Raw genomic sequence first — 21,775 nt, forward strand, 5'->3', positions numbered from 1 at the left:
AGCCTGACCTACGATCGGGGAACGGAAATGGCCTGCCATGTCGAGCTCTCCAGGCGGCTCAATATCGATATCTGGTTTGCTGATCCGCATGCGCCCTGGCAGCGCGGCAGCAATGAGAACACCAACGGCTTGCTGCGTCAGTTTCTGCCAAAGGGCACAGACCTTTCGACGCTCTCGCAGACCCAACTCAATGACATCGCCAAATTGCTCAACGGGCGACCTCGCCAGACGCTCGGCTGGGACTCCCCCGAGGAAGCAATGGCTAAAGAGTTAGAGAAGGCTGGATTAGCTAAACGTTGCACTTGACTCTTGAGACTGCCGCGTCTACAGAGGGACGGGACGGAGATTGCTGCTTCCTGGTGGGTTTGGTCATGCGCGGTCCCGGTTATCGTGAAAGATCGCCCGGACACATAGGGAGGTCCCGCGCGCCCTGGAAACCGACGAGATCGCCGGCGTGGTTGCGGCCTACCGGCACGGCGCTGAAAACGCCAGAAAGGCAGGGTTCGACGGCGTGGAAGTCCACTGCGCCAACGGTTATCTGCTTGACCAGTTCCTGCAGGACTCCACCAATCAGCGCACTGACGCATATGGTGGGTCGATCGAGAACCGTGCGAGACTGCTGCTCGAAGTCACGGACGCGTGCGTCGCCATATGGGGCGCCAACCGGGTCGGCGTGCATCTGTCTGCGCGCGGTGACGTGAAGTCGATGGGCGATTCGGACCTGCGGCAACCTTCGGCTATGTCGCAGGCGAGCTCGGCAAACGCCGCATTGCCTTCATCTGCGCGCGTGAAGCGCTGGGAGACGACCGGCTCGGACCCGCACTGAAGGCACCATTCGGTGGCATCTATATCGCCAACGAAAAGATGACCAAGCACACCGCCGAACGTTTGCTTGCGGTCGGCGAGGCCGACGCGGTTGCTTTCGGGCAGATGTTCATCGCCAACCCGGACCTGCCGCGCCGACTTAGATCGGACGCATCGCTCAATGAGCCGCGGCCCGAGATGTTCTATCACCCAGGGGCAGAAGGGTACACGGATTACCCGGCGCTTGCCTGACCGTACAGATAGCCACCCCCGGGCCTCGCACCGGCGAGGCTTTCTTTGGGACGATCAGCCCAGACAACGGAGAAGCCCGCCAGGTCGACGTACGCTTGCACCAGGAGATGCCGCCTCGGACCTCATCCGCATAGCCAGCCAGGTGCCCATGGGTCAACGCCGTTCTTACCGTATGTTTCACAACTCAAGGCGAACATGGAAGCAGCGATCGTCCATAGGCATGCACCGGCATCACAGACGAAAGCGAACGAATCGACAAGCCGTTTTTGGAGCAGGAGCTCTGGTCCCCCAGCGGTCAGTCGATGGCTAGCGAACAAACTTCGCCGTCCATCGCACCGGGAGCGTGGCCCATCCCCAAAGAGTCCGGGTGGGCTGCATCAGCTTGCAGGCATGCCCGGAATGCTGACACCGAACGACTGAAGCAATAGCACCGCATTCAGCGCGAGGATGACGACCGTCGCGGCAATCGCTGCAACGTCCGTTAGTCGTCTATTGACGAACTCGCCCATGATGTCTTTGCGGCGGGTGAAGAGCACCAGCGCCACCATCGGGATCGGCAACGCAAACGAAAGAACGACCTGACTGATCACCAGCGCCTGGGTGGCATTCACGCCGAGGCCGACCACCACGAACGCCGGCACCATGGTCACCAGACGTCGCACCCAGACGGGAATCCGGAAACCGACGAAGCCCTGCATGATCATCTGGCCAGCCATGGTGCCGACAACGGAGCTGGAGATACCCGAGCTGATGAGCGAAATCAGGAAAACCGCCGCCGCGCCCGCACCGAGCAACGGCGTGAGCGTATGGTAAGCAGTTTCGATTTCCGCGACGTCGCGGTGGCCGGCATGGAATGCCGCGCTGGCCATGATTACCATGGCCATGTTGACGAGACCTGCGAAGAAAAGCGCAACGATGACTTCCCGGTTCGAAAAACGCAGCAGCGCGCGGTGCTCGCTCGCGTCGCTCGCCGGAGTCCGGCCCTGAGTCAGCCCGGAATGGAGATAGATCGCATGTGGCATCACGGTGGCGCCCACGATACCGACCGAAACGGTCAGCGCTTCCCGGTTCGGCATTGAGGGCAAGATCGAGTGCAATCCGGCCTGTCCCCATGCGACGGGCGCAATGAACAATTCGACCAGGTAACACAGACCGATCACAGCAACGAGCCCGCCGATGATGATCTCCATTGGCCGGTAGCCGCCTTTTTCAAACACGAGGATGCCGTATGTCACCACCGCGGTCACCGCCATGCCGGCCATCAACGGCATTTTGAACAGCAACGCGAGGCCGATTGCGCCACCGAGGAATTCGGCCAGGTCGGTTGCCATCGCAGCCACTTCGCTGACACACCACATGACGAAGACGGCCTTGCGCGGCAGTTGCTCGCGACACATTTCCGCCAGATTACGGCCCGTCACGATGCCGAGTTTGGCAGAGAGCGCCTGGAACAGCATGGCGATCACGTTGGCCATCAGTACCACCCACAGCAGCGTGTACCCAAACTGGGAACCGGCCTGGATGTTGGTCGCGAAATTGCCTGGGTCCATGTAGGCGATCGAGGCAATCACTGCGGGTCCGGCGAACAGCAGCGCAGAGCGCAAGCCGCGTCGTTTGCCGGCCAGCACATCGCGAATCGCAACAGTCGTGCGATCTGTGAGCGTATTTTTGCCGGCAGTGCTGTTCATGGACACTTCCCGACTTCTCTGGACGTACGTGGCACTGCTATTACTCCAGGTTCTTTAGCGCGTGATGGCAATATACAACGGCCAAACTCCGCGGATGATCGGGGCGGGTGCTGCGCAAAGCGCGCCCGGGGCCGCGGGAAGCTCGGTCAAATACGGCGAAATCGCATGCGCATCGTCAGCTTCGCCCGAAATTTGTTAGGCAACTGACAGGAAGCGCTTGAGCATCGCTCCATATCAGCGCCATTCGCAATTCGTCCTTGCGCGACGGTGAATCCATCCAGCAGAATGAGTGGTTAATTCTCTCATGCATGCCCTCCATGAAGCTTTCACGTCGCGAAGTACTTGGCCGTAGTCTGGCCATTCCCCTGAGTCTCGGCCTGTCGCCTTTCCTCGCCCTTCGTTCAGGTATCGCCAGCGCGGCGCCCCCCAATCTCGCTATCGTAATGAATTCCGGCGAAGCCAGCGTTTCGGTCATCGACATGGCGTCGCACAAGATCGTCCGGACATTGCCGACGTTGCGCGAACCCAGTCACTGGGCGCTTTCGCGCGACAGAAGCAAGCTCTATATTGCCGACGCCAGCGGCAATGCACTGTTCATTGTCGACCCGCACACCGGTTTGGCGCTTGGCCATAAGGTGATCGCCGATCCGTACCAGCTTGGCTTCACGCCGGATTTCCGCTACCTCGTCGTCAATGCACTGCGGCTCAACTATGTCGACATCTACCGCCCCGACGACCTGACGCTCGTCAAGCGCTTCTCGCCCGGCGGCATGCCGAGCCACCTCGACTTCTCGCCGGACTCGCGCTGGAGCTTCAATTCGATGCAGGAGTCCGGCACGCTCGTTTCATTCGACCTGACGAACCTGACGATGCGCTGGAAGTCGAACGTCGGATCGACCCCCGCCGGCGTGCTCTGGCACAACGGCAAGGTACTGGTCTGCGTGATGGGCAGCGACCATGTGGCGGAAGTCGATCCAGTGACGGGTAACGTGCTGCGGCGGGTGAAAACCGGCGTCGGCCCGCACAATGTCTTTCTTACGCCCGACGGTGCGACGCTCTACGTGAGCAACCGGATCGGCGGCTCGCTGGTGGCGCTCGATCCAACCACCCTCGAGCTTCGTCGTACCTATCCGTTCCACGCTGCGGGGCCAGATGATATTGCTGTTGGCCCCGACGGCAAGTTATGGGTGACGCTGCGTTTCCGGGAGCAGGTCGCCGTACTCGATCCAGCCAGCGGTAACTATGAGACCATTAATGTCGGACGCTCGCCGCACGGCATCTTCCTCACCACCGAAATGAGCCGCCCAGGTCTCGTTACCGCCGAAATGCTCTAACGTCCATCATGCTGATATTTCTCGACAGATTCTTCAATATGCTGGCCGGTGAAATCGACCAGTATCTCGTTCTGCCGTTGCTGTATCACTTCGGCTGGATGCAATGGGAAGAGCTTTCCTTCGACTGGGCGCTGATCTGCGTCTATGGCCTCTTCGCGGTTATCGTCACGTATGCGGTTTGCTGGCCGCTCGAAGCACTCTTTCCGATCGAACGCTGGGATGACCGCAAAGCCGTCGTAACCGACGCGTTCTATACGATCCTCAACCGCGTGGGGGTGTTGCCTGTCGTCAGTTTCCTGCTGTTCTACCAGGTGCAGATGTGGGTGAACGGCTTCGTGGTCGATCACGGCTACATACCGCCAACGCTTGAGACGTTGATACCGCCGCTTCTCGGACATCCGGTCATTACCTTCATCGCGTACGCGCTGATTCTGGACTGTGCCGATTACTGGCGTCACCGCCTGTCGCACTCATACCGTAGCTGGTACGCACTGCATGCGTTGCATCATGCGCAGCGGCAGATGAGTTTCTGGTCGGACGACCGCAACCATCTGCTTGACGACCTGGTCGCCGCAATCTGGTTCGGCATCGTCGGCCTCGCGATCGGTATTCCGCCGCTGCAGTTTCCGCTGCTGTTCCTGTTCATGCGCTTCATCGAAAGCCTGAGCCACGCCAATATCAAGCTTTCGTTCGGCTGGCTCGGGGACCGGTTGATCGTCTCGCCACGCTTTCACCGGTTGCATCATGGCCTGCGCGCGGCCGGCCGCAATTCCTGTAACTACGGCGCCGTGTTCCCGATCTGGGACGTCGTGTTTGGTACAGCGGACTTCTCCGCCGAGTACCCGCCTACAGGCGACCGGCGCGCACCGGAATCGATGGCCACGGGCGGCTACATCGCACAGCAATTGGGCGGCTTGCAGTTTTTCCTTGAACAGTGGCGGCAACCGGCAAAGGCTCACCGCAGTTCCTCCTGAGAACATCCCTGCATTGCGCCAATGCCCAAACGGGCCGGTTCATGTGCGCCTGGATTTGGTCTGGACCGGCTGGTGCAAAGAACCTGTCAGCAGACCGTAAAGCATCTGCTCTGTGCCTTTGAACCTGAGGTGCGATAATTGCAGTTGCCGGTTTCGGAATGCCCGGATACCGGCATCTACCCGCTCTATCCCGCTATCCTCAGTTCAAAGAGCTCGAAGTGGTAAAGACTGTCAAGCAAAGATCAGGGCACATACACGTCGCGATACGGCCTGCGCTCCGGCAACATAGGGGGCTGTCTCTCCCCGACGCGACGCGCCCGTCAAGGCGCCCATGGAGTGAATGATGTTGCGCAGAACCAGTTCCTGGTTTGTGCGTTACACGCTCCGCGCGCGCGTTCGCACGCTCGCGCGTAAAGCGATCGGGCTGGCAATCTTTGTCAGCGGTTCCGCAGTGATTGTCGTGTATCTGCTACGACGCGTCTCCGAAGGCTAAACGTCAAAGACAGGCGTGGCGCATTTGATTTCCAGGCAGTCCCGCGATGCAAACGTCGGGCGTCTGGAGCTACAGAGCAGCGCCCTCGCGGCTGGCAGCCCGACGCTTCGACTTCCTTTCCCTGGTGTTCAGGTGCGATCACCGGAGGCACAAGGCAGCCGTAGTGTTAGAACGGGCAGCGCAGGTGACGCAGTGACGTACCTGCTAGATCTGATTGGCGAAACCAGCCGACACCCGTCCGACGCGCCCGGCCGCGCCCGGCCGCGCCCGGACCCGTTTCTGCCACTGCGGTAAGTTTCCCATGATGGACACCTCCTGTTCCAAAGGATAGGTGTCCACGAAAGCGGGTCAACTCCACAGCACGAAAAACGCATCCATACATGGCCGGAGACCGGCCTCTAGCTAAACTGGTCATCAATATCTACCGCGTGATTCGTATGAAGGTCAAATTGGAAAGGCAATGACGAAGACGATACGCTGCCAGTGGGACAGTGGAGAGTTCGCGCTGGACGTGGATGAGGCCGGTAGCGGCGCTTCGGTCGTCCTCCTGCCGGCCCTGAGTACGATTTCCACGCGCCTGGAGATGCGCCCGCTGCTCGACTTGCTCGCGCCTCAGTTTCACGTGACGACGGTTGATTGGCCGGGGTTCGGCGATCAGGCGCGGCCAAAGGAAGAATGGTCGCCGGAGCTTCTCTCGGAGTTTCTTAACTGGTTTCTAAGCGACATCGTGGCACCACCGCACGCCATTGTGGCGGCCGGACATGCAGCCACCTACGCGCTTTACCAGGCCGTCTTGCGCTCGGATACGGTTGATCGCCTGGTCCTCATCGCACCGACGTGGCGCGGCCCGTTGCCGACGATGATGGGTGGCCAGCGGGCCTGGTTCTCCCGTGTGCGCTCTGCCATTGATCACCCCCTCGCTGGCCCGCTTCTCTACCGGCTCAATGTCAGCCGCCATGTCATCACCATGATGGCGAGAGAACACGTTTACAGCGATCCTGACTGGCTTGGCGGCGATCGTCTCGCGGCCAAACTCGCCGTCACCCGTGCACCCGGAGCCCGGCACAGTTCGGTACGCTTTGTGACCGGTGCGCTAGACCGGGTCGCCAACCGTGCGGCGTTCCTTGATCTTGCGCGCCGAGCCAACATTCCGATCCTCGTGATCTACGGCGATCAGACGCCGCCGAAATCGCGTGTCGAAATGGAGGCGTTAGGACAATTGCCAAATGTTCAGGTTGAATGGGTCATGAAGGGCAAGCTCGCGATTCACGAAGAGTTTCCAGAAATCGTCTCCGTTGCCATCAGGCGGTTTTTGACGAAGGAATCGCCGTTTTAGACGATCAACGACAGACGGTCATAGCCGGACGCTCCGCATTACAGACAGCGGGTTATCCGGGCGTCGCATAGCCACGCCAATATGGCCGGATTACGAATCGATGTGCACCGACACGCCGGTCGACGAGTAGACCGGCGTCGCCTTGTGGCCGTCGACCGTGATCGTCGTGAACTGCTTCGTCGCCCCGTTGCCATCGATCAGATCGATGGTGTCGCCGACCTTGGGCGCATAGCCGCTCACGAACTTCACGTGTAGCGTGCCGCCGGCGATGGTCAGCTGATTGCCAACGTGCAGTTGGCCGGCGCCTTTACCGTCAATGTCGAGTTCGAGTGTCGTGCCGGCAAGCTGCGTGTACTTGCCGACGATGGACACGGGCGACGCCGCCGCGATCGTGATGCCACCCGCACCCACATACACGTCGCCCGTGCCGAACGCATTCGGAGAATCGGCCTCGAGCACGCCGCCGCTTACCTGGGAGCCGCCCGACCAGGTGTTGTTGCCGCCGAGCTTCAAGGTTCCGCTACCCTGCAGCGTCAACTTCCCTGCGCCGGCAATGTCGTTGCGCCACAAATCCGACGCGTTGAATCCGCCCAGGGACGCATCCATCGAAACGATGACGCTGCCATGGAACGCACCATATCCGTCTCCGGCTGCAAACATGTTGAGGCGGCCCCACCCTTCCGCATCGTCCATGACCGGATAGCCGGAAGGAAGCTCGGTCGTTTTGAGCACCACGCGGCGCTGCTCAGCGCTCAGATACGGAAAGCGCGTCTTCAGTAACACCTCCGCACCCTTCGGCACAACGGGAGGCGCATTGGTCGATTCGATCGGAGCAAAGCCGAACGTCATACGGCGAGTGAAGTCCGCTTTATTCGTCGCGTAGTCGGCGAAGCGGTCCGTCGCTGCCGTGCCGGAGTGGGCGAAAGCAGCGAAGCTCGTCGAATTGGTATTCGTCGACTGCATCAGGGCCGCGTGCGCCTGGCTAAATGCGGCGCTCTTCAACGCGGCGTTGCTCGGATCGGAAAGATTCGCAGCAGTCGCCGCAAGTGCAAACATTCGACCAGCAATGACGTCGAGCGGCGAGTGCATACCGGCGAAAATGCGGTTTTCGCCAAGTTCGAGGCCGCGGCTCGCCATCTCCTGGAACCGCTCCGGCAGCACGTAGGCCATCGTCATCGCGTCGCGCATGGCCTCCGCCTCGTGACCGCTGATAAATCCGCCATCGGTCGAAGGCGTGGTGCTCTCGGCAGGCACCAGAGTCGGATCTACCACGACACTCGTGCTCCAGCGGTATGGCCGGGCGTATTTGTAGAAGCGCTTGGCCGGCTCGGTGGACGCGTTGTTGCCCATGATGTTGAGCAGGTCGACAACCTGGCCGAAACTGGTGTTGCCGCCACTGCTGCCGACGCCGATGTTGTTGCCGTTGTCGTTGTACAGAACGGTCGTCGCATCCGCCGGAATCGACGTGATGGTCGTTACCTGCTGCGCCGCCGCGCGCCACGCATTGGTGAGCGGTCCCATGCCATCGGTCACGCTATAACCTTTGCCGCGCCGGTCGTCGTAGTAGGCTGCGTCGGCCTGTGCCTGAGTTCGGTTGGTCGTCTCGGCGACCACGAATTGAATGTTTGCGGCATGGACGGCACTGTTCACGACAGCCCCACCCGGCGTACCGTCATTGGGTAGTCCTGTCCACGTGGACTGCACGACAGCCGGAAAGGAACCATTGGCGGGCGCGGAGACGCCCGCATCGACGATCTCGGTCAACGGTTGCCAGATGTCGAGGAATCGCGAGACGACACGCACGCCCGCATTCGTGGCGAGCGTCGCATATCGCGCATCGCCGCGCTGGTTAGTCGCAATCGTGTCGACGAACGCGGGCACGTCGGGGATTGCGGCGTTGTCGACAAAACCGGGGTCGGCAGGGGGCGCCGGGATCGTGGCCGTCGCCGTCGTCGTCGAAGTGTTCGAGGCGCTCGGCGTAGAAGAATCATTGCTACCACCGCACGCGGCTAGTACCGCCACGCTTGCGAGCACCGTGAGGCGCAGCGGGAGAGGGACGCGAAAATGAGGCATCACGAGACTTTCTTGTGGTTGTTGGTGGCGTCGGATTGTGCGGATGAATTATGACGGCATTGTTTCGACTGATTACGCGGTATCGGATATCGTGGCGCGATTCGCAGGTATCCCGGAAGACCTGATGGTGGAAGCTGCACATGCTTCGCAGACGTGTGAACGCAGAACTCCTTAGTATTTGATTGCGGCTCATCCACATTCGCGAAGCATGCGAAAGGTTTCATTCCGCGAGGTATTGGTGCAATGTCGATTCGGAACGCCAACCACAGGGCGATCCTTTAACGGACACCGTTTCGCGTGAGCCTAAAACCACCCCTTTACCGTCGCCACTCGCCAGACGACAAACATGACGAGGCCCACCGACGCGGCGGTCAACAGAATGAAGTCAATCGAGCGCACTAGCTTTTTCATATCGACGTTGGATCGGACGCGCGACGTCCGCATGAGAACCGGAAGTTAGGCGTGTGGAAGTATCGAAACGCGCTCGTCTGGAATGTCGAACGCTCACCAGCACTTCAGTGATGCGAGAAAATCGCGTTATCTGAGGGCGTTGCGAAGGAAAGGCGATGTCCGGATTGCGAATTCACTACCGGCCCTGAACCGTAGTCGTTATTCGCGTGTGCCTGCCGCGGGCTGCTCTCGTCCGGATAGTGCAGTTTCGACTGATGGAGCGTGCCGTTCTGTTCGGCCTGTATGACGTTCGCTTCCACCTCGGAGCGAGTGAGGGGCTGCGCCGACGAGAGCGCTGGAATGGCGATTGTGGTTGCGAGGATCGCATGAGCGATAAGGACTTTCATAAATTGGCTCCTTGGTGAATAGGCAAATTTCGATGGATCGAATGGACCACGCTAACTGCATTGAAAGCGAGTCGATCTTCACGCTGAGGTGGACCGCGAACAGATAGCGATCGACGGGGTGACCGGTATTCAGTGCGTGGATATGAAGGTACGCCCTGCAACCTTAAAAGCCGCTTATCCCGTCTCCGAAAGATGCGCGGCGTCCGCCAGCCATGTTCCGACCGTTTATCAGTGAAAAGGCGATCTGGCAGTCGTCTTTGACGAACCGGGTTCGCCTGACTCGCCAGGCACTGCGGACTGACCCGCCGCAATCGCGAATATCCGCACTTCGCCGCCAAACCGGGCCATCATGGCGAGCATTCAGCAGATGTTTTTCGAGCGGACGGAGGCTGCGTTTGTTGCAAGCGCTTCAGTACCGCACGCTCCGACGCGCCTCGCGCTTGCTCGCATGACGTGGACGACCGAACGGTCTGATCAAATCAGGGTCGGTAAATCTGTGCGCTATCGAACACACGCCGGTGAGTCGAATGTCCATGATTTACCGGTAAACGTCATTCCCCTAAGCCGTTTCGAAGTGGCCAGCCGGACTGACTTCGATGGGTGTCAGCATGGCTTGTGCGTAACGCGCTATATTTGAAATCTCACTGCGATGCGGCAATGCTCGTATTCGCCCGACAGGCGGCGATCTCGAGCTTCTTCTGCACGGCGACGCCCTACTTGCCGCGCGTGTATGCGCCGCGAAAGCTTCGTCTATCGTTGTGAGCGTTGGTGATTTTCAATCCCCGAGATTAACCGGGCTCGTGTTGGACCGTTGCAGACAGGCCTGGCTCGGGTCTTCCGCTTAACCACGACTTCACAGGACGGCAATATGTCACTTCGTATCAATGACACCGCGCCCAACTTCACCGCGCGGACCACGCAGGGCACCATCGATTTCCACGACTGGATCGGCGACCAATGGGCGGTCCTGTTCTCTCATCCGAAAGACTTCACGCCGGTTTGCACGACTGAACTGGGCTACATGGCGAAGATCGAGCCGGAGTTCACCAGGCGCAACGCGAAGCTGATCGGGTTGTCGGTCGATCCGGTCGAAGACCACGAAAAATGGGCCGCGGACATCGAGGAAACGCAGGGCGCCGCCGTCAGATACCCGATGATCGGCGACACCGACCTCGCGATCGCCAAGCTGTACAACATGCTGCCGGCCGACGCGGGCGATACCAGCGAGGGCCGCACCGCCGCGACCAACGCGACCGTGCGCTCGGTTTTCATCATCGGTCCCGACAAGAAGATCAAGCTGACGCTGACCTACCCGATGAGCACCGGCCGCAACTTCGACGAAATCCTGCGCGTGCTCGATTCGATCCAACTGACCGCCAAACACAAGGTCGCGACGCCGGTCAACTGGAAGCAGGGCGAAGACGTGATCATCACGTCCGCGGTCAGCAACGACGAGGCGCAGCAGATTTTCCCTGGTTTCAAGACTATCAAACCGTATCTGCGCACCACCAAACAACCGGGCTGACAGATGTGGCACGGCGGCCGCTTGCGGCCGCCGTGCCGACCTTCCTAAGGGATACAGATGATTTTTCGTCAGCTGTTCGATCCTGCTTCGTCGACCTACACATACTTACTCGGCGACAGCGGCGAGGCGGTGCTCATCGACCCCGTCTACGAGCAGGTGCCGCGCGATCAGGCGCTGCTGCGCGAGCTGGGCCTATGGCTGCTCACGACGCTCGATACCCACGTGCACGCTGATCACGTAACCGGCGCATGGCGCATGCGTTTGCGTTGCGGCAGCGAGATCGGGCTTGCCGGGGTCGTCGAGGCGAAAGGCGTCACGCGAGCGCTCGCGCATGGCGATCGGATCGACTTCGGCACGCGTCATCTGACCGTGCGCGCAACGCCTGGCCATACGAACGGCTGCCTGACCTACGTGCTCGACGATCTGAGCATGGCCTTTACCGGCGACAGCCTGCTGATTCGCGGCTGTGGCCGCACCGATTTCCAGCAGGGCAGTCCGCAGCAGTTGTTCGCGTCCGTGCGCGAGCAGATCCTGTCACTGCCGGACGACTGCCTCCTCTATCCCGCGCACGATTATCGCGGCATCACGGTGACGAGCGTGACCGAGGAGCGGCGCTTCAATCCGCGTCTGGGCGGCGACGTCGACGTCGGCGATTTCGCCGGTTACATGAACAACCTGAATTTGCCGCATCCGAAGCAGATGGCGGTCGCGGTGCCCGCAAACATGCGTTGCGGGCAGCCGGAAGGCGGCGCCGAAGTTGCGACCGAAACGCCGGATTGGGCACCGTTGACGCTGCGCTTTAGCGGCGTGTGGGAAATCGAGCCGATGGCGCTGCTCGAGCATGGCGCCGCGTTTCAGATCGTCGATGTGCGCGAGGCGCCCGAGTTCATCGATCGTTTGGGTCATCTGCCGGGCGCGAAGCTGGTGCCGCTGTCGCAATTGACAGGGCGGCTCGATGAACTGGAGCGCGAGCGGCCGGTGGTCGCGGTGTGCCGGTCCGGCGTGCGCTCGGCGCAGGCAAGCGTGTTGCTGACGAAGGCGGGGTTCGGCAAGGTGGCGAATCTTGCCGGTGGGATGCTGCGGTGGAGGACGGAGGGGTTGCCGGTTGCGTCGGATAGTGTTTGAGGGGGAGTCGGCGCTTCGGAACCCCCACAAGCTCAGCCTCGACCTTGCCCCAAAGCCGCGCCAGCCTTCGAATAGCCAGCGCTCCGTTGCGCCGGCCGCGTGACCAGCCAGATCCCCCCGCATACGAGCACCAGCGCGACGAGATTCTTCAATTCCATGATGTTCTCGTTCAGACATATCGCGGATAGCAAAAGGTGAACGCAAATTCAAACAGACCGCCGCCAAAATTGACGACCATCACGCCGACGAATCCCAGCAGGCATCCAAGTGCCTTGCGTGGCGAGACCTTGTCGTTCTTGTAGATGAAATGGGCAAGCAGCGCACTGAAGAAGGTCGTTGTCGAATTCAGGATCGAACCGCGAACGCCGGTCGTGTAGGCGAGACCGCACGAACCGGTAGCCTGCGAAGATCAGCTTTGAAGGAATATCGTTTTGCGTGATTCCGAGCAACACATAGCCAATTCTAATTGCCGGGTACGAACTGCCCCACAGCAGGCAGCATACGGTCGCCACAATGACGAGCACTTTCGGTTGGGTGAATAACCGCGCGGAATCGCGCGATCCGGTCGTTGCTGAAGGTACGGACATCTTTCTGGTGATGTTGTCTTTGTGCACTGTGTGGGCAGGCCACAGCAGTGCTTTTTTTGTAATGTCGGGCAGATGCGGCTGCTTCGCGTCTTGCCACGCGTCGCACGGGCACGCCAAATACGGCCGCTGAAACCCATCGGCCATCGAACGAAATGCCACGGGCGACCGGACGTTACGCCGGCTGCTATGTCCGCATCACTGTGTCGGGCGATCTTCCGACCATGCGCTGGCGAGTGGTGCGCACCTTCACACCTGCGGCGCAGGCACCCGTGGGTCCAGTCATTGTGCGCCGACCGGGCGATGCTCGCTCACGCGGCTTCGCCCGGTGCGGACGTCGATTGTCGATCCGCACGCGACTCGTTCGTCGTATAGATGGAACCGATCAGGTTCATCGCCCAGGAGCACATCATGCGCAAGCACATCGTTTCCATGTTCCTCAGTCTGGATGGCGTCGCTCAATCCCCCGGCGCGCCCGAGGAGGATGCCAGTGGTGATTTTCGTTTGGGTGGGTGGATCGTCCCTTACGCCGACGAAGCGGTCGGCGCAAGTGTGCATCATCTGCTCGCGCAGCCGTTCGAGTTGCTGCTAGGGCGTTGCACGTACGACATATTCGCGTCTTATTGGCCATATGTACCGGCCGATTCACGCAACCGCGACATGGCCGACCAGTTCAATCAGGTCCGCAAGCACGTGGCCACGCATCGATCCGATACGCTCGGTTGGCACAACAGTCATGCACTGAAGGGCGACCTTGCCGACGCGATACGCGCGCTGAAACTTCAGGACGGTGCCGATCTATTGACGTTCGGCAGCGGCGACATGGTGCGCCAACTGCTGGCGGCGGGCCTCGTGGATGAACTCCAACTCCTGATTTATCCCGTCATGCTCGGGCACGGCAAACGCCTGTTCGGCAACGACGCGCAAGCGTCCGCCTTCAGGCTGGCACACGCGACCAGCACCCCCGGCGGCGTGCTGATCACGCGCTACACCCGCAACGGCGAAGTCCGAACCGGAACGTTCGAGTAAGCGCGAAGCTTCCGATCGACGCTTACAAACGGAGGCCTATTTCTTCCTCACGTCCCGCGCTCGCCTGCCACGCGCCACGGTATCGGCGAACAGGTCGATCACGACCTCGCGCAGCCAGCGATTGCCTTCATCCTGATGGACGCGCTCGTGCCACAACAAATGGATCGGCGCGGCGGGCAGCGTCATCGGCAGCGCGCGCAGGCTGAGCGAGAACGGCGTGGCCAACTCCAGAGCGAGGCGCTCGGGCACCGTGGCGATCAGGTCGGTACGTTGCAGGATGTAGCCGACGCTCATGAAGTGCGGCACCGTCAGTCGCACCTGACGCCGCACGCCGCGCCGTTTTAGCCACTCGTCCACTTGACCGTGGCCGGTGCCGGCCGACACCACCACCAGATGCTCGGCTTCGCGCCACGCGGAAAGCGTGAGCGGCGCGTCCTCGAGTGGGTGAGCGCGCCTGAACAGACAGACGTAGCGCTGATCGAACAGACGCCGCTGATAGAAACCCCCCTTCAACTGCGGCAATAGACCGATCGCCAGGTCGACCCGGCCGTCGGCCATTTCGTTGCTCAGATTGACGCTCGTATTGCGCACCGTATTCATCGCGATGCCTGGCGCGACGCGCGACAATCGTTCCAGCAATGCGGGCAAAAACACGACTTCGCCGATGTCGGTCATGCCGATCGTCATCGTTCGCATCTCGCGCAGCGGATCGAAGCCCGTCACCGGATTGAGCGCGGCGTGCAAGGTGGCGAGCGCCTGCGAGACCGGTTCCGCGAGACGCAGCGCGAACGGGGTAGGCACCACGCCGCCCGGCGCCCGCACGAACAGCGGATCACCGAGCAGGCGGCGCAGCTTCGCGAGCGCATTGCTGACGCCCGGCTGGCTCATGTTCATTTGCTCGGCGACGCTCGCCACGCGCCGCTCCTGCATCAGCCGCTGGAACAGCAGCAGCAGGTTGAGATCGAGATCGCTCAGTTCCATGGTCTCGGCATGACTTAAGGTCATTCATTTCAGTGATGAAGTAGATTCATTTCATCTTATTGAGCAATGATCGTCTAGTGCTGAAAATACCAACACGGTATCCGCATGCGACGCGCCGGGCGCGCGTTCCAGAGTGGCCCGAATCGATAAACCCGCAAATCGGAGACACAATCATGAACCGGATGGATCTGAGCATCGCGATCGTCGGCGCCGGCATCGGCGGCCTTACGCTGGCGCTCGCACTACGCGAACATGGCATCGATGCGCAACTCTACGAGCAGACCGATGAGTTGCGCGAAGTGGGCGCGGCCGTCGCACTGTCGGCCAACGCGACGCGCTTTTACGAGCGCATGGGGCTACGCTCCGCGTTCGAAAACGTGTGCGCCGAAGTACCCGGGCTCATTTATCGTGACGGCCGCAGCGGCAGCGTCATTGGACATCATCGCGGCATGCCCAGCTATCGCGAGCAGTTCGGTGGCTCGTACTGGGGCGTTCATCGCGCCGATCTGCAGGCGGTGCTGTCGAAGGCAGTTGGTCTCGAGCACATCGAGCTCAGCCATCGCTTGATCGATCTCGTGCAGCATCCCGATCGCGTGAGTCTCGCGTTCGACAACGGTCGGCGCATCGATGCCGATCTCGTGATCGGCGCCGACGGCGCACGCTCGATCACGCGGCGCTGGATGCTCGGCTACGACGACGTGCTGTATTCCGGTTGCTCGGGCTTTCGTGGCATCGTGCCGGCCGAGCGCATGGACCTGTTGCCCGATCCGGAGACGATCCAGTTCTGGGTCGGGCCCGGCGGCCATCTGCTGCATTATCCGATCGGCGACAAGGGCGATCAGAACTTCCTGCTGGTCGAGCGTCATCCGTCGCCGTGGCCGTCGCGCGACTGGGTCATGCCGTCGACCGAAGGCGAGCAACTGCGCCTGTTCAAGGACTGGCATCCGGCCGTCGTGCAGATGATCACGGCCGTGCCGATCAGTCAGCGCTGGGGCCTGTTTCACCGTCCGCCGCTTGGCCGCTGGAGCAAGGGCCGCGTGACGCTGATCGGCGATGCCGCGCATGCGCTCGTGCCGCATCACGGCCAGGGCGCCAACCAGTCGATCGAGGATGCCGTGGTGCTGGCCGCGCAACTCGCCAAGGCGGGCCCGGGTAAGTGGCGGGAAGCGCAGGAAGCCTACGAGCGTCTGCGCCGGGGCCGCACGCGCAAAGTGCAGTACGCGTCGATCAGCACCGCGGACGTGCTGCATCTGCCGGACGGCCCCGCCGCGCAGGAACGCAACGCGCGGCTAGGGGCGCGCGACAGCATGCTGCATCACCTCGACTGGATTCACGATTTCGATGCGCTTGCGCAAGAGCCGAGCGCGCGGCAAGGGGGCACGTGGCTTTGAGCCTCTCCATGAGGCTTCAATAGGGAGGCGGTGGGCCGCATGCTCATGCCAGGCGCCTCTCTCCAGCCACTACGCGTCACATGCAACCCATTGACCGAGCTTCGATTGCCCGAACTGGCATCGATATTGTGAAAAATGGGTTCGCGTGTGACGGCCATACGCTCCTGCACGGCATCGAGTGACCGGCAACGCGCGGCCTACCCGGCTCCGCGGCTTCCGATGCGAGCCGTAAATCCTGGAGTTCATGCGTTTGCCTGGAAACCCGGCGCGTAATTCCCGGTGTAGAAATGTCGAATAGCGACAGCATGGAACCGCGTAGATCGGTCGTATTAGCTAGCGCCTGCTATCCGGGAAACTGCGCGCCGGTCGCAATTGCACCTATGTCGCTGCGATCGCAGCCCTTTGTGCTTGCGCTGATTCGCGGCTGACGGTCATTTCTACCAGCTGTCAATGGCCGGTAGCGGCTGGCGACACCACGCTCGGGGTCGCCAGCGTGTTGTTGCTCTTGGGAGCGGCGGTGGTGTCAGACGTCGAGCTGCTATTGCTGCTCGGCAGGCCCGAGTTCGGTGCCTTGGCGCCCATGCCGCTGTCCGAGTTGGTGGTGCCTGGCATGCCGTAGCCGCCCGTCGTTGCGCCGTTCATCTGGTTCGACGGACTAGCCGTGCTGCCGCCTGTACCGGTCGAACCGCTGCCGCTCTGGCCTCCGGCCGCCTGCGCAAAAGCGCCGCCCGACAGCGAGAGTGCGGCGACGGCCGCGACTAGTGTGATGGTTGCCTTGCTCATGATCCGCCCCTCCTTAATTGGACTCGAAGATAGACGCAGACAGTTGCCGCCTGCGCTACAGCAATGTCGCAAACAGCGTGCCGCGTGCTTTTGTAGGTAGCGAAGCGATCGGCGGCGCACCGAGTGGCGGTCGTGGGAGGCGGATTCAACCGTTGGATCGCACGAAATCTGCCGCGAAATAAGCCGCTCTCCGCCGGAACAAATCCCGCGCTGTTCTCGTTCATTGACCGTTAGGTCCTTTGGGCAGAACAAGGAGTGCGGTCATGAAGTCTCTACTCGCTCTATTCGGCGTCGTTGCATGCGGCGCGGCCGTCGCGACTCTGATGTCATGCGGCGGCGGCAGTGGCTCGAGTTCGAGCAGCGCGAGCCCATCCGTCCAGTCGTTATTCGCAGCGACGGCCCTCGTATCCGATGGCGCGGTGCCCGCTGCACACACCGACGCTAATCTGAAAAACCCTTGGGGCGTGGCCTTCAATCCCAAAGGTTTCGTCTGGGTCGCGGACAACGGCACCAACGTCGCGACGCTCTATGACGGCAATGGCGTGCCGCAATCGCTGGTCGTCACGATACCCGACGGCAAGAACGGCTCCGCATCGCCCACGGGCATCGTTTTCAATGGAACACAAAGCTTCCGCGTCACGGAAAACGGCAAGTCTGGAGTCGCTGCGTTCATCTTCACGGGCGAAGGCGGCACCATCACCGCCTGGGCACCGCCGTAGGGCCGACCAATGCGTTCAACGCGTCGAGCGGTCAGTCGATGGGACAGATCAATGGACCGAACGGCGGTCCGATCGTCGAGCTGGGCGCGTGGGGCATCGCGTTCGGCAACGATCTCAGCAATCAGCCTTCCAGCACGCTCTTCTTCGCGGCGGGGCCGAATGACGAAGCCGATGGCGTCTACGGAAGAATCGATCTGAATACGACGTCGAGCTCAGGTACGAACACCGGCACGAACACCGGCACAAGCGCGGGCGGCGGGATGAGCATTGGAATGTAGCGCTAAGCGCGCAATTGAGAAGTGCCGCTCTCGATGCGAGAGCGGCGGTATTGCTTATGCGTGGCGATGTACGCCTGAGCAGTGCGTGTGATGATCATCACATCCACGCGCGGTTGAGCACCAGCGATGTCAGGTCCTGACTGCCCTGACTCACATCTGATTCTGACGCCGGCATGCCCGCAATATCTGCTGAACCGCAAATGCCCCTCGCACGGTTTGCACATTCTGCAGCACACACACGTGATACGACTTTTCCCGCGGCAGAAGCAGTGCGCCATTTCGGTAAAGCGCGTTGCACGAATCGCTAATCACGCGTGCCGCGAAAGTGCTCTGGCTATTTCCTAGCGAACCCAGAATGCATTGATCGTAGTCTGGATTATCGGTGCCGAGCGCCAGAGCCGAAAGCGGCGTGGCGAGTGCGGTCGACAGAAGCAGAGAGGCGGGCTTGATCATGAACGTGGGCGAGACCCTCAAGGGATATAACGGTGGGCAATCGTAGCATTTTGCGGTTCGGTGCAGGACCTGGCCGACGCCCGTCTTATACTCGACCCGCGAGAGCGGGATCGATCTCGTTGTATGTCAGACCGAATTCCGCCATGCGAGCACGATGATCTGGCGAGCCCAGATATGAACGAAGGGCTTTGTTTACCGCATGGATCAGATCGCTGTTACTTCTATTGAACGAGAATGCCCCGAGCGGAGGCTTCTGCTGCTTGCCCTTCGTTCCCGGTTCGTGCTCGATAGCCTCGAGCATTGAGCCTCCGATCCGGTTCGCAATGATCCGATTCCCCAAGGCCGTGCTCGCATACGCATCGACGGCGCCAGAGAGAACCGCTTCGACAGCGTCGGCCTGATGCTCGAAGACGACTATTTGGTCCTCGCTTACGCCAGACGCTTTCGCTGAGTCGTGCTGCACCTGTCCGGCTATGATGCCAAGGCGCGCATCAGCGCGTTTGGCAAGCGACACGTAGCTGTCGAGCGCTTTCGGGTTTCCAGTCCGAACCAGAAAACCGTCTGCGATCCCCCATACCGGGACGCGAACGCGACCATATTGGCGCGTTCGCGTGTGACGAACAGCGGAACGTTCATATCCCACCTGCCTGCTTCAACGCCGGGCAGGAGTTCACTAAACGACGTCAGATGATGCTCGATCCGGGCTACGCCGATCGCCCGAAGAACCGCGTCGGCCAGATCGATGTCAGCGCCCGTGGGGGTACTATCTGGTTCCGTCCAACCGAACGGGGGTTCTTCGATGTACGCAATCGTTACCTTCATCGCTGTGTCTCGCCAATTGGGAACGGCCATCAAATGCCGGGCCGAATGTTGACGATTCTACTTACATGCGCGGTTGTCGTTGCGGCGGCTCTCTCTGAAACGAACGCGGTTATGCCTGGATCGAGTGTCGGTCTTATGGACGTTGGTTGGATTGCGCGGCATCGCTACGGAAACGCACCCACGTCTTCCGGTCAATCCATGGTCGCAACCCTGTCACGCACTGCCTCAAGCGAAGCGGCAGTTGCTCAAGGAAAGATTTTTCGCGCTCACCACAATATTCGCGCTCCTGAAACGTCTTCAGGCGCATGGAACCGCCACCCACCTCGCACCCGATGACCGACCGAGACAGCGACATCACCGCGACCGTGGTGCGTGAGCGCACGAGGCTCGTCAATTTTATCCGGCGTCGAATACGCGACCCGGACGACGCCGAAGACATCCTGCAGGATGTGTTCCACGAATTCGTGCAGGCTTACCGGCTTCCCGCTCCGATCGAACAGGCGAGCGCGTGGCTTTTCCGTGCCGCGCGCAATCGCATCATCGATCGTTTTCGCAAGAAGAAGGAGCAACCGCTGACCGATCTGTCGGAGGCGGAGGACGAGACCACCGGTGAGTATCGCCTCGACCTCGCCCTGCCGGCGCACGATGCAGGCCCCGAAGCGCTTTACGCTCGCGCTGTATTGCTCAAGGCCTTGCAGGATGCGCTCGATGAGTTGCCGCCGAATCAACGTGAGGTATTTATCGCGCACGAGTTGGAGGGGCGGCCCTTCAAAGACATGGTGGCGGAAAGCGGCGTCACGCTCAATACGCTGCTCGCGCGCAAACGCTACGCGGTCTTGCATCTGCGCGCCCGATTGCAGGCCATTTATGACGAACTGGATATATAGAGGAGTCGAGGGATGAAGTTTCGAATCAGATGTGTGGGCAAAGCGCTGCTGGCGGTGGTCGCCATAGCCGTGCTCGGATGGGTGGTCATGACGCTATGGAATTGGGTGATTCCGGCGCTATTCGTTGGCGCCCGTGCGATCGACTTCGCGCACGCGTTGGGCTTGCTGGTTTTGAGCCGCATCCTGTTTGGCGGATTCCGCGGACACGGCGGCTGGCGCGAACGGCGTCACTGGCGCAAATGGGAAGCGATGACGCCCGAAGAACGGGAGCATTTCCAGACGGCATGGCGATCGGGCCGCGACCGGCGCGCGGGAGATTGAACATGCGCGAGAAATCAACGGACGACTGCAAACAGAAGCCGGGCGTGATTGCGCCAGTCGTCGACCTGAAACGTTGCGAAGGCAAGGGCGATTGCCTGGAGGTCTGCCCTGAGAATGTGTTTGAGATCCGGCGCATCGATGACGTCGATTATCTCAGCCTCGATTTGATGCACCGCCTCAAGCTACGCGTGCATGGAATGAAAGTCGCCTACACACCGAACGCGTACGCCTGCCGGTCGTGCGGTCTTTGTGTGACGGCGTGCCCTGAACGCGCGATCAAGCTCGCCAGAACGGCATAGCGTTACGCGTTTTAAGAAAAGCGCAGGCCGCCTGGCGCCGTGGTCAGTATTATCGATCTCCTCAAGGAGCGCACATGGCTTCATCAACCACGGATCTTCTGCGACAGCTTCACGAACAGAGCCAGACAGAAGTGATAGCCCGCGCACAGGCGCAATTTCAGGTATCGAGCGAGGAGTTTCTGAGTCTCGCGGAGGAATACGAAACGCTCGTACCTCGACTCCGTGGACGGTTTCTCGAAACGCTCGGGCTATCGAGCGAAGATTTCGAATCCTCGCAAGGCACTGCTCTATCGTTAGCCGTGTCAGCGGAAACGGGACGGTTCTTACGCAACATGGTGCTTTCGCACAAGCCGGCCCGAATCCTCGAGCTCGGCAGTTCCTGCGGCGTGTCCACGCTGTATTTCGCCGAGGCCCTTCGCACGTTAGGCAGTGGGACGGTTGTAGCGACTGAACTCGATGCTGTTAAGTGCGCACAACTTCGGGCCCACGTCAGAACGGCGGGCGTAGACGCTTATGTTGACCTGCGGGAGGGCGACGTCTTCCAGACCGTTTCCGAGCTGGACGGCACTTTCGACATGGTGTTTATCGACGTCTGGGCCAACACCTATCTGAATCTGTTCAAGCAGATTGAGCGCCTGCTACGCCCAGGATCTATCGTTCTCGCCGACAACATGTACACCGCCGAGGACGCCGTTCGGCCATACAAGCACTACCTCGACGACGATCCGCGCTTTTCGACCACGACGCTCGACTTTGAATCAGGGGTCGAATTTACAGTCGTCGTGTCATAGGCTGACGAAGAGTGGACGCCGTCCGGAATCCGGTTC

Annotated in this window: 20 protein-coding genes and 3 pseudogenes; 14 read left to right on the forward strand and 9 right to left on the reverse strand. The window is 60.8% G+C overall.

The window, feature by feature from the left end; translation table 11 throughout:
* A partial coding sequence (locus HWY30_RS34185; RefSeq protein ID WP_176078997.1) for an IS30 family transposase occupies positions 1 to 306 on the forward strand: 306 nt, incomplete at its 5' end.
* A gap of 115 nt (positions 307 to 421) precedes the next feature.
* Positions 422 to 1,056, forward strand: a pseudogene (locus HWY30_RS34190) (oxidoreductase); the annotation flags it as partial.
* 377 nt (positions 1,057 to 1,433) lie between these two features.
* On the opposite strand, the gene HWY30_RS34195 reads toward HWY30_RS34190, so the two are convergent.
* Complete coding sequence (locus HWY30_RS34195; protein ID WP_090807811.1) at positions 1,434 to 2,744, reverse strand: Nramp family divalent metal transporter; 1,311 nt, start codon at positions 2,742 to 2,744, stop codon at positions 1,434 to 1,436.
* Between the two features lie 317 nt (positions 2,745 to 3,061).
* Here HWY30_RS34195 and HWY30_RS34200 point away from each other — a divergent pair, with 317 nt between their 5' ends.
* The 3 genes from HWY30_RS34200 to HWY30_RS34210 all read left to right on the forward strand — a co-directional run bounded on the left by HWY30_RS34200 (position 3,062) and on the right by HWY30_RS34210 (position 6,881).
* The gene (locus HWY30_RS34200; protein ID WP_244145113.1) at positions 3,062 to 4,078 is read left to right on the forward strand and encodes a YncE family protein; all 1,017 of its coding nucleotides are present in this window, start codon (positions 3,062 to 3,064) and stop codon (positions 4,076 to 4,078) included.
* An 8-nt stretch (positions 4,079 to 4,086) separates the two neighbouring features.
* Positions 4,087 to 5,052, forward strand: coding sequence for a sterol desaturase family protein (locus HWY30_RS34205; protein WP_090807807.1), 966 nt, complete (start codon positions 4,087 to 4,089; stop codon positions 5,050 to 5,052).
* Positions 5,053 to 6,005: 953 nt separating this feature from the next.
* On the forward strand, positions 6,006 to 6,881 hold the full coding sequence (locus HWY30_RS34210; RefSeq protein ID WP_090807805.1) for an alpha/beta fold hydrolase: 876 nt from the start codon (positions 6,006 to 6,008) through the stop codon (positions 6,879 to 6,881).
* Between the two features lie 90 nt (positions 6,882 to 6,971).
* On the opposite strand, the gene HWY30_RS34215 is transcribed toward HWY30_RS34210, so the two are convergent.
* Complete coding sequence (locus tag HWY30_RS34215; RefSeq protein ID WP_090807803.1) at positions 6,972 to 8,954, reverse strand: acid phosphatase; 1,983 nt, start codon at positions 8,952 to 8,954, stop codon at positions 6,972 to 6,974.
* Positions 8,955 to 9,469: 515 nt separating this feature from the next.
* Positions 9,470 to 9,751 carry a DUF4148 domain-containing protein gene (locus HWY30_RS34220; RefSeq protein WP_090807801.1) on the reverse strand — a complete coding sequence of 94 codons (282 nt, stop codon included), beginning with the start codon at positions 9,749 to 9,751 and terminating at the stop codon, positions 9,470 to 9,472.
* Positions 9,752 to 10,619: 868 nt separating this feature from the next.
* On the opposite strand from HWY30_RS34220, the gene HWY30_RS34225 reads away from it, so the two are divergent.
* Both HWY30_RS34225 and HWY30_RS34230 read left to right on the forward strand, forming a co-directional pair.
* Complete coding sequence (locus HWY30_RS34225; protein WP_090807799.1) at positions 10,620 to 11,276, forward strand: peroxiredoxin; 657 nt, start codon at positions 10,620 to 10,622, stop codon at positions 11,274 to 11,276.
* Between the two features lie 57 nt (positions 11,277 to 11,333).
* Positions 11,334 to 12,401: a rhodanese-like domain-containing protein gene (locus HWY30_RS34230; protein ID WP_090807797.1), complete on the forward strand. Its 1,068-nt coding sequence runs from the start codon at positions 11,334 to 11,336 to the stop codon at positions 12,399 to 12,401.
* A gap of 32 nt (positions 12,402 to 12,433) precedes the next feature.
* On the opposite strand, the gene HWY30_RS42570 is transcribed toward HWY30_RS34230, so the two are convergent.
* Both HWY30_RS42570 and HWY30_RS43325 read right to left on the reverse strand, forming a co-directional pair.
* Complete coding sequence (locus tag HWY30_RS42570) at positions 12,434 to 12,559, reverse strand: hypothetical protein (RefSeq protein WP_279613318.1); 126 nt, start codon at positions 12,557 to 12,559, stop codon at positions 12,434 to 12,436.
* A 48-nt stretch (positions 12,560 to 12,607) separates the two neighbouring features.
* Positions 12,608 to 13,147, reverse strand: coding sequence for a hypothetical protein (locus HWY30_RS43325; RefSeq protein WP_482052464.1), 540 nt, complete (start codon positions 13,145 to 13,147; stop codon positions 12,608 to 12,610).
* 249 nt (positions 13,148 to 13,396) lie between these two features.
* Here HWY30_RS43325 and HWY30_RS34240 point away from each other — a divergent pair, with 249 nt between their 5' ends.
* The gene (locus tag HWY30_RS34240) at positions 13,397 to 14,014 is read left to right on the forward strand and encodes a dihydrofolate reductase family protein (RefSeq protein ID WP_090807795.1); all 618 of its coding nucleotides are present in this window, start codon (positions 13,397 to 13,399) and stop codon (positions 14,012 to 14,014) included.
* A 36-nt stretch (positions 14,015 to 14,050) separates the two neighbouring features.
* Here HWY30_RS34240 and HWY30_RS34245 read toward each other — a convergent pair whose 3' ends face one another.
* A complete protein-coding gene (locus tag HWY30_RS34245) occupies positions 14,051 to 14,995 on the reverse strand; it encodes a LysR family transcriptional regulator (RefSeq protein ID WP_090807793.1) in 945 nt (314 codons plus the stop codon).
* A gap of 173 nt (positions 14,996 to 15,168) precedes the next feature.
* On the opposite strand from HWY30_RS34245, the gene HWY30_RS34250 reads away from it, so the two are divergent.
* Complete coding sequence (locus HWY30_RS34250; protein WP_090807791.1) at positions 15,169 to 16,386, forward strand: FAD-dependent monooxygenase; 1,218 nt, start codon at positions 15,169 to 15,171, stop codon at positions 16,384 to 16,386.
* 447 nt (positions 16,387 to 16,833) lie between these two features.
* Here the strand turns inward: HWY30_RS34250 and HWY30_RS34255 are convergent, their stop codons facing one another.
* Positions 16,834 to 17,169 carry a hypothetical protein gene (locus HWY30_RS34255; protein WP_090807789.1) on the reverse strand — a complete coding sequence of 112 codons (336 nt, stop codon included), beginning with the start codon at positions 17,167 to 17,169 and terminating at the stop codon, positions 16,834 to 16,836.
* A gap of 263 nt (positions 17,170 to 17,432) precedes the next feature.
* On the opposite strand from HWY30_RS34255, the pseudogene HWY30_RS34260 reads away from it, so the two are divergent.
* A pseudogene (locus HWY30_RS34260) lies at positions 17,433 to 18,166 on the forward strand (TIGR03118 family protein).
* Positions 18,167 to 18,316: 150 nt separating this feature from the next.
* Here the strand turns inward: HWY30_RS34260 and HWY30_RS34265 are convergent.
* Positions 18,317 to 18,619: a VF_A0006 family four-cysteine protein gene (locus HWY30_RS34265; protein WP_090807787.1), complete on the reverse strand. Its 303-nt coding sequence runs from the start codon at positions 18,617 to 18,619 to the stop codon at positions 18,317 to 18,319.
* Positions 18,620 to 18,704: 85 nt separating this feature from the next.
* Positions 18,705 to 19,441: pseudogene (locus HWY30_RS34270) on the reverse strand (transporter substrate-binding domain-containing protein).
* Between the two features lie 305 nt (positions 19,442 to 19,746).
* Here HWY30_RS34270 and HWY30_RS34275 point away from each other — a divergent pair.
* The 4 genes from HWY30_RS34275 (at position 19,747) to HWY30_RS34290 (ending at position 21,739) form a co-directional block, all read left to right on the forward strand.
* Positions 19,747 to 20,328, forward strand: coding sequence for an RNA polymerase sigma factor (locus HWY30_RS34275; protein WP_176078998.1), 582 nt, complete (start codon positions 19,747 to 19,749; stop codon positions 20,326 to 20,328).
* Between the two features lie 12 nt (positions 20,329 to 20,340).
* Positions 20,341 to 20,649, forward strand: a complete 309-nt coding sequence (locus HWY30_RS34280) for a hypothetical protein (RefSeq protein ID WP_090807785.1) — start codon at positions 20,341 to 20,343, stop codon at positions 20,647 to 20,649.
* 2 nt (positions 20,650 to 20,651) lie between these two features.
* Positions 20,652 to 20,948 carry a 4Fe-4S dicluster domain-containing protein gene (locus HWY30_RS34285; RefSeq protein WP_090807783.1) on the forward strand — a complete coding sequence of 99 codons (297 nt, stop codon included), beginning with the start codon at positions 20,652 to 20,654 and terminating at the stop codon, positions 20,946 to 20,948.
* A gap of 74 nt (positions 20,949 to 21,022) precedes the next feature.
* Positions 21,023 to 21,739, forward strand: a complete 717-nt coding sequence (locus HWY30_RS34290) for an O-methyltransferase (RefSeq protein ID WP_090807781.1) — start codon at positions 21,023 to 21,025, stop codon at positions 21,737 to 21,739.
* Positions 21,740 to 21,775 lie beyond the last annotated feature (36 nt).

The sequence above is a fragment of the Paraburkholderia tuberum STM678 genome (genome assembly GCF_902833905.1).
GTDB lineage: Bacteria > Pseudomonadota > Gammaproteobacteria > Burkholderiales > Burkholderiaceae > Paraburkholderia > Paraburkholderia tuberum.

Coding starts and splice junctions, on each gene's coding strand:
- HWY30_RS34195 (WP_090807811.1), bottom strand. CDS start 2,744: ATGAACAGCACTGCCGGCAAAAATACGCTCACAGATCGCACGACTGTT.
- HWY30_RS34200 (WP_244145113.1), top strand. CDS start 3,062: ATGAAGCTTTCACGTCGCGAAGTACTTGGCCGTAGTCTGGCCATTCCC.
- HWY30_RS34205 (WP_090807807.1), top strand. CDS start 4,087: ATGCTGATATTTCTCGACAGATTCTTCAATATGCTGGCCGGTGAAATC.
- HWY30_RS34210 (WP_090807805.1), top strand. CDS start 6,006: ATGACGAAGACGATACGCTGCCAGTGGGACAGTGGAGAGTTCGCGCTG.
- HWY30_RS34215 (WP_090807803.1), bottom strand. CDS start 8,954: ATGCCTCATTTTCGCGTCCCTCTCCCGCTGCGCCTCACGGTGCTCGCA.
- HWY30_RS34220 (WP_090807801.1), bottom strand. CDS start 9,751: ATGAAAGTCCTTATCGCTCATGCGATCCTCGCAACCACAATCGCCATT.
- HWY30_RS34225 (WP_090807799.1), top strand. CDS start 10,620: ATGTCACTTCGTATCAATGACACCGCGCCCAACTTCACCGCGCGGACC.
- HWY30_RS34230 (WP_090807797.1), top strand. CDS start 11,334: ATGATTTTTCGTCAGCTGTTCGATCCTGCTTCGTCGACCTACACATAC.
- HWY30_RS42570 (WP_279613318.1), bottom strand. CDS start 12,559: ATGGAATTGAAGAATCTCGTCGCGCTGGTGCTCGTATGCGGGGGGATC.
- HWY30_RS34240 (WP_090807795.1), top strand. CDS start 13,397: ATGCGCAAGCACATCGTTTCCATGTTCCTCAGTCTGGATGGCGTCGCT.
- HWY30_RS34245 (WP_090807793.1), bottom strand. CDS start 14,995: ATGGAACTGAGCGATCTCGATCTCAACCTGCTGCTGCTGTTCCAGCGG.
- HWY30_RS34250 (WP_090807791.1), top strand. CDS start 15,169: ATGAACCGGATGGATCTGAGCATCGCGATCGTCGGCGCCGGCATCGGC.
- HWY30_RS34255 (WP_090807789.1), bottom strand. CDS start 17,169: ATGAGCAAGGCAACCATCACACTAGTCGCGGCCGTCGCCGCACTCTCG.
- HWY30_RS34265 (WP_090807787.1), bottom strand. CDS start 18,619: ATGATCAAGCCCGCCTCTCTGCTTCTGTCGACCGCACTCGCCACGCCG.
- HWY30_RS34275 (WP_176078998.1), top strand. CDS start 19,747: ATGGAACCGCCACCCACCTCGCACCCGATGACCGACCGAGACAGCGAC.
- HWY30_RS34280 (WP_090807785.1), top strand. CDS start 20,341: ATGAAGTTTCGAATCAGATGTGTGGGCAAAGCGCTGCTGGCGGTGGTC.
- HWY30_RS34285 (WP_090807783.1), top strand. CDS start 20,652: ATGCGCGAGAAATCAACGGACGACTGCAAACAGAAGCCGGGCGTGATT.
- HWY30_RS34290 (WP_090807781.1), top strand. CDS start 21,023: ATGGCTTCATCAACCACGGATCTTCTGCGACAGCTTCACGAACAGAGC.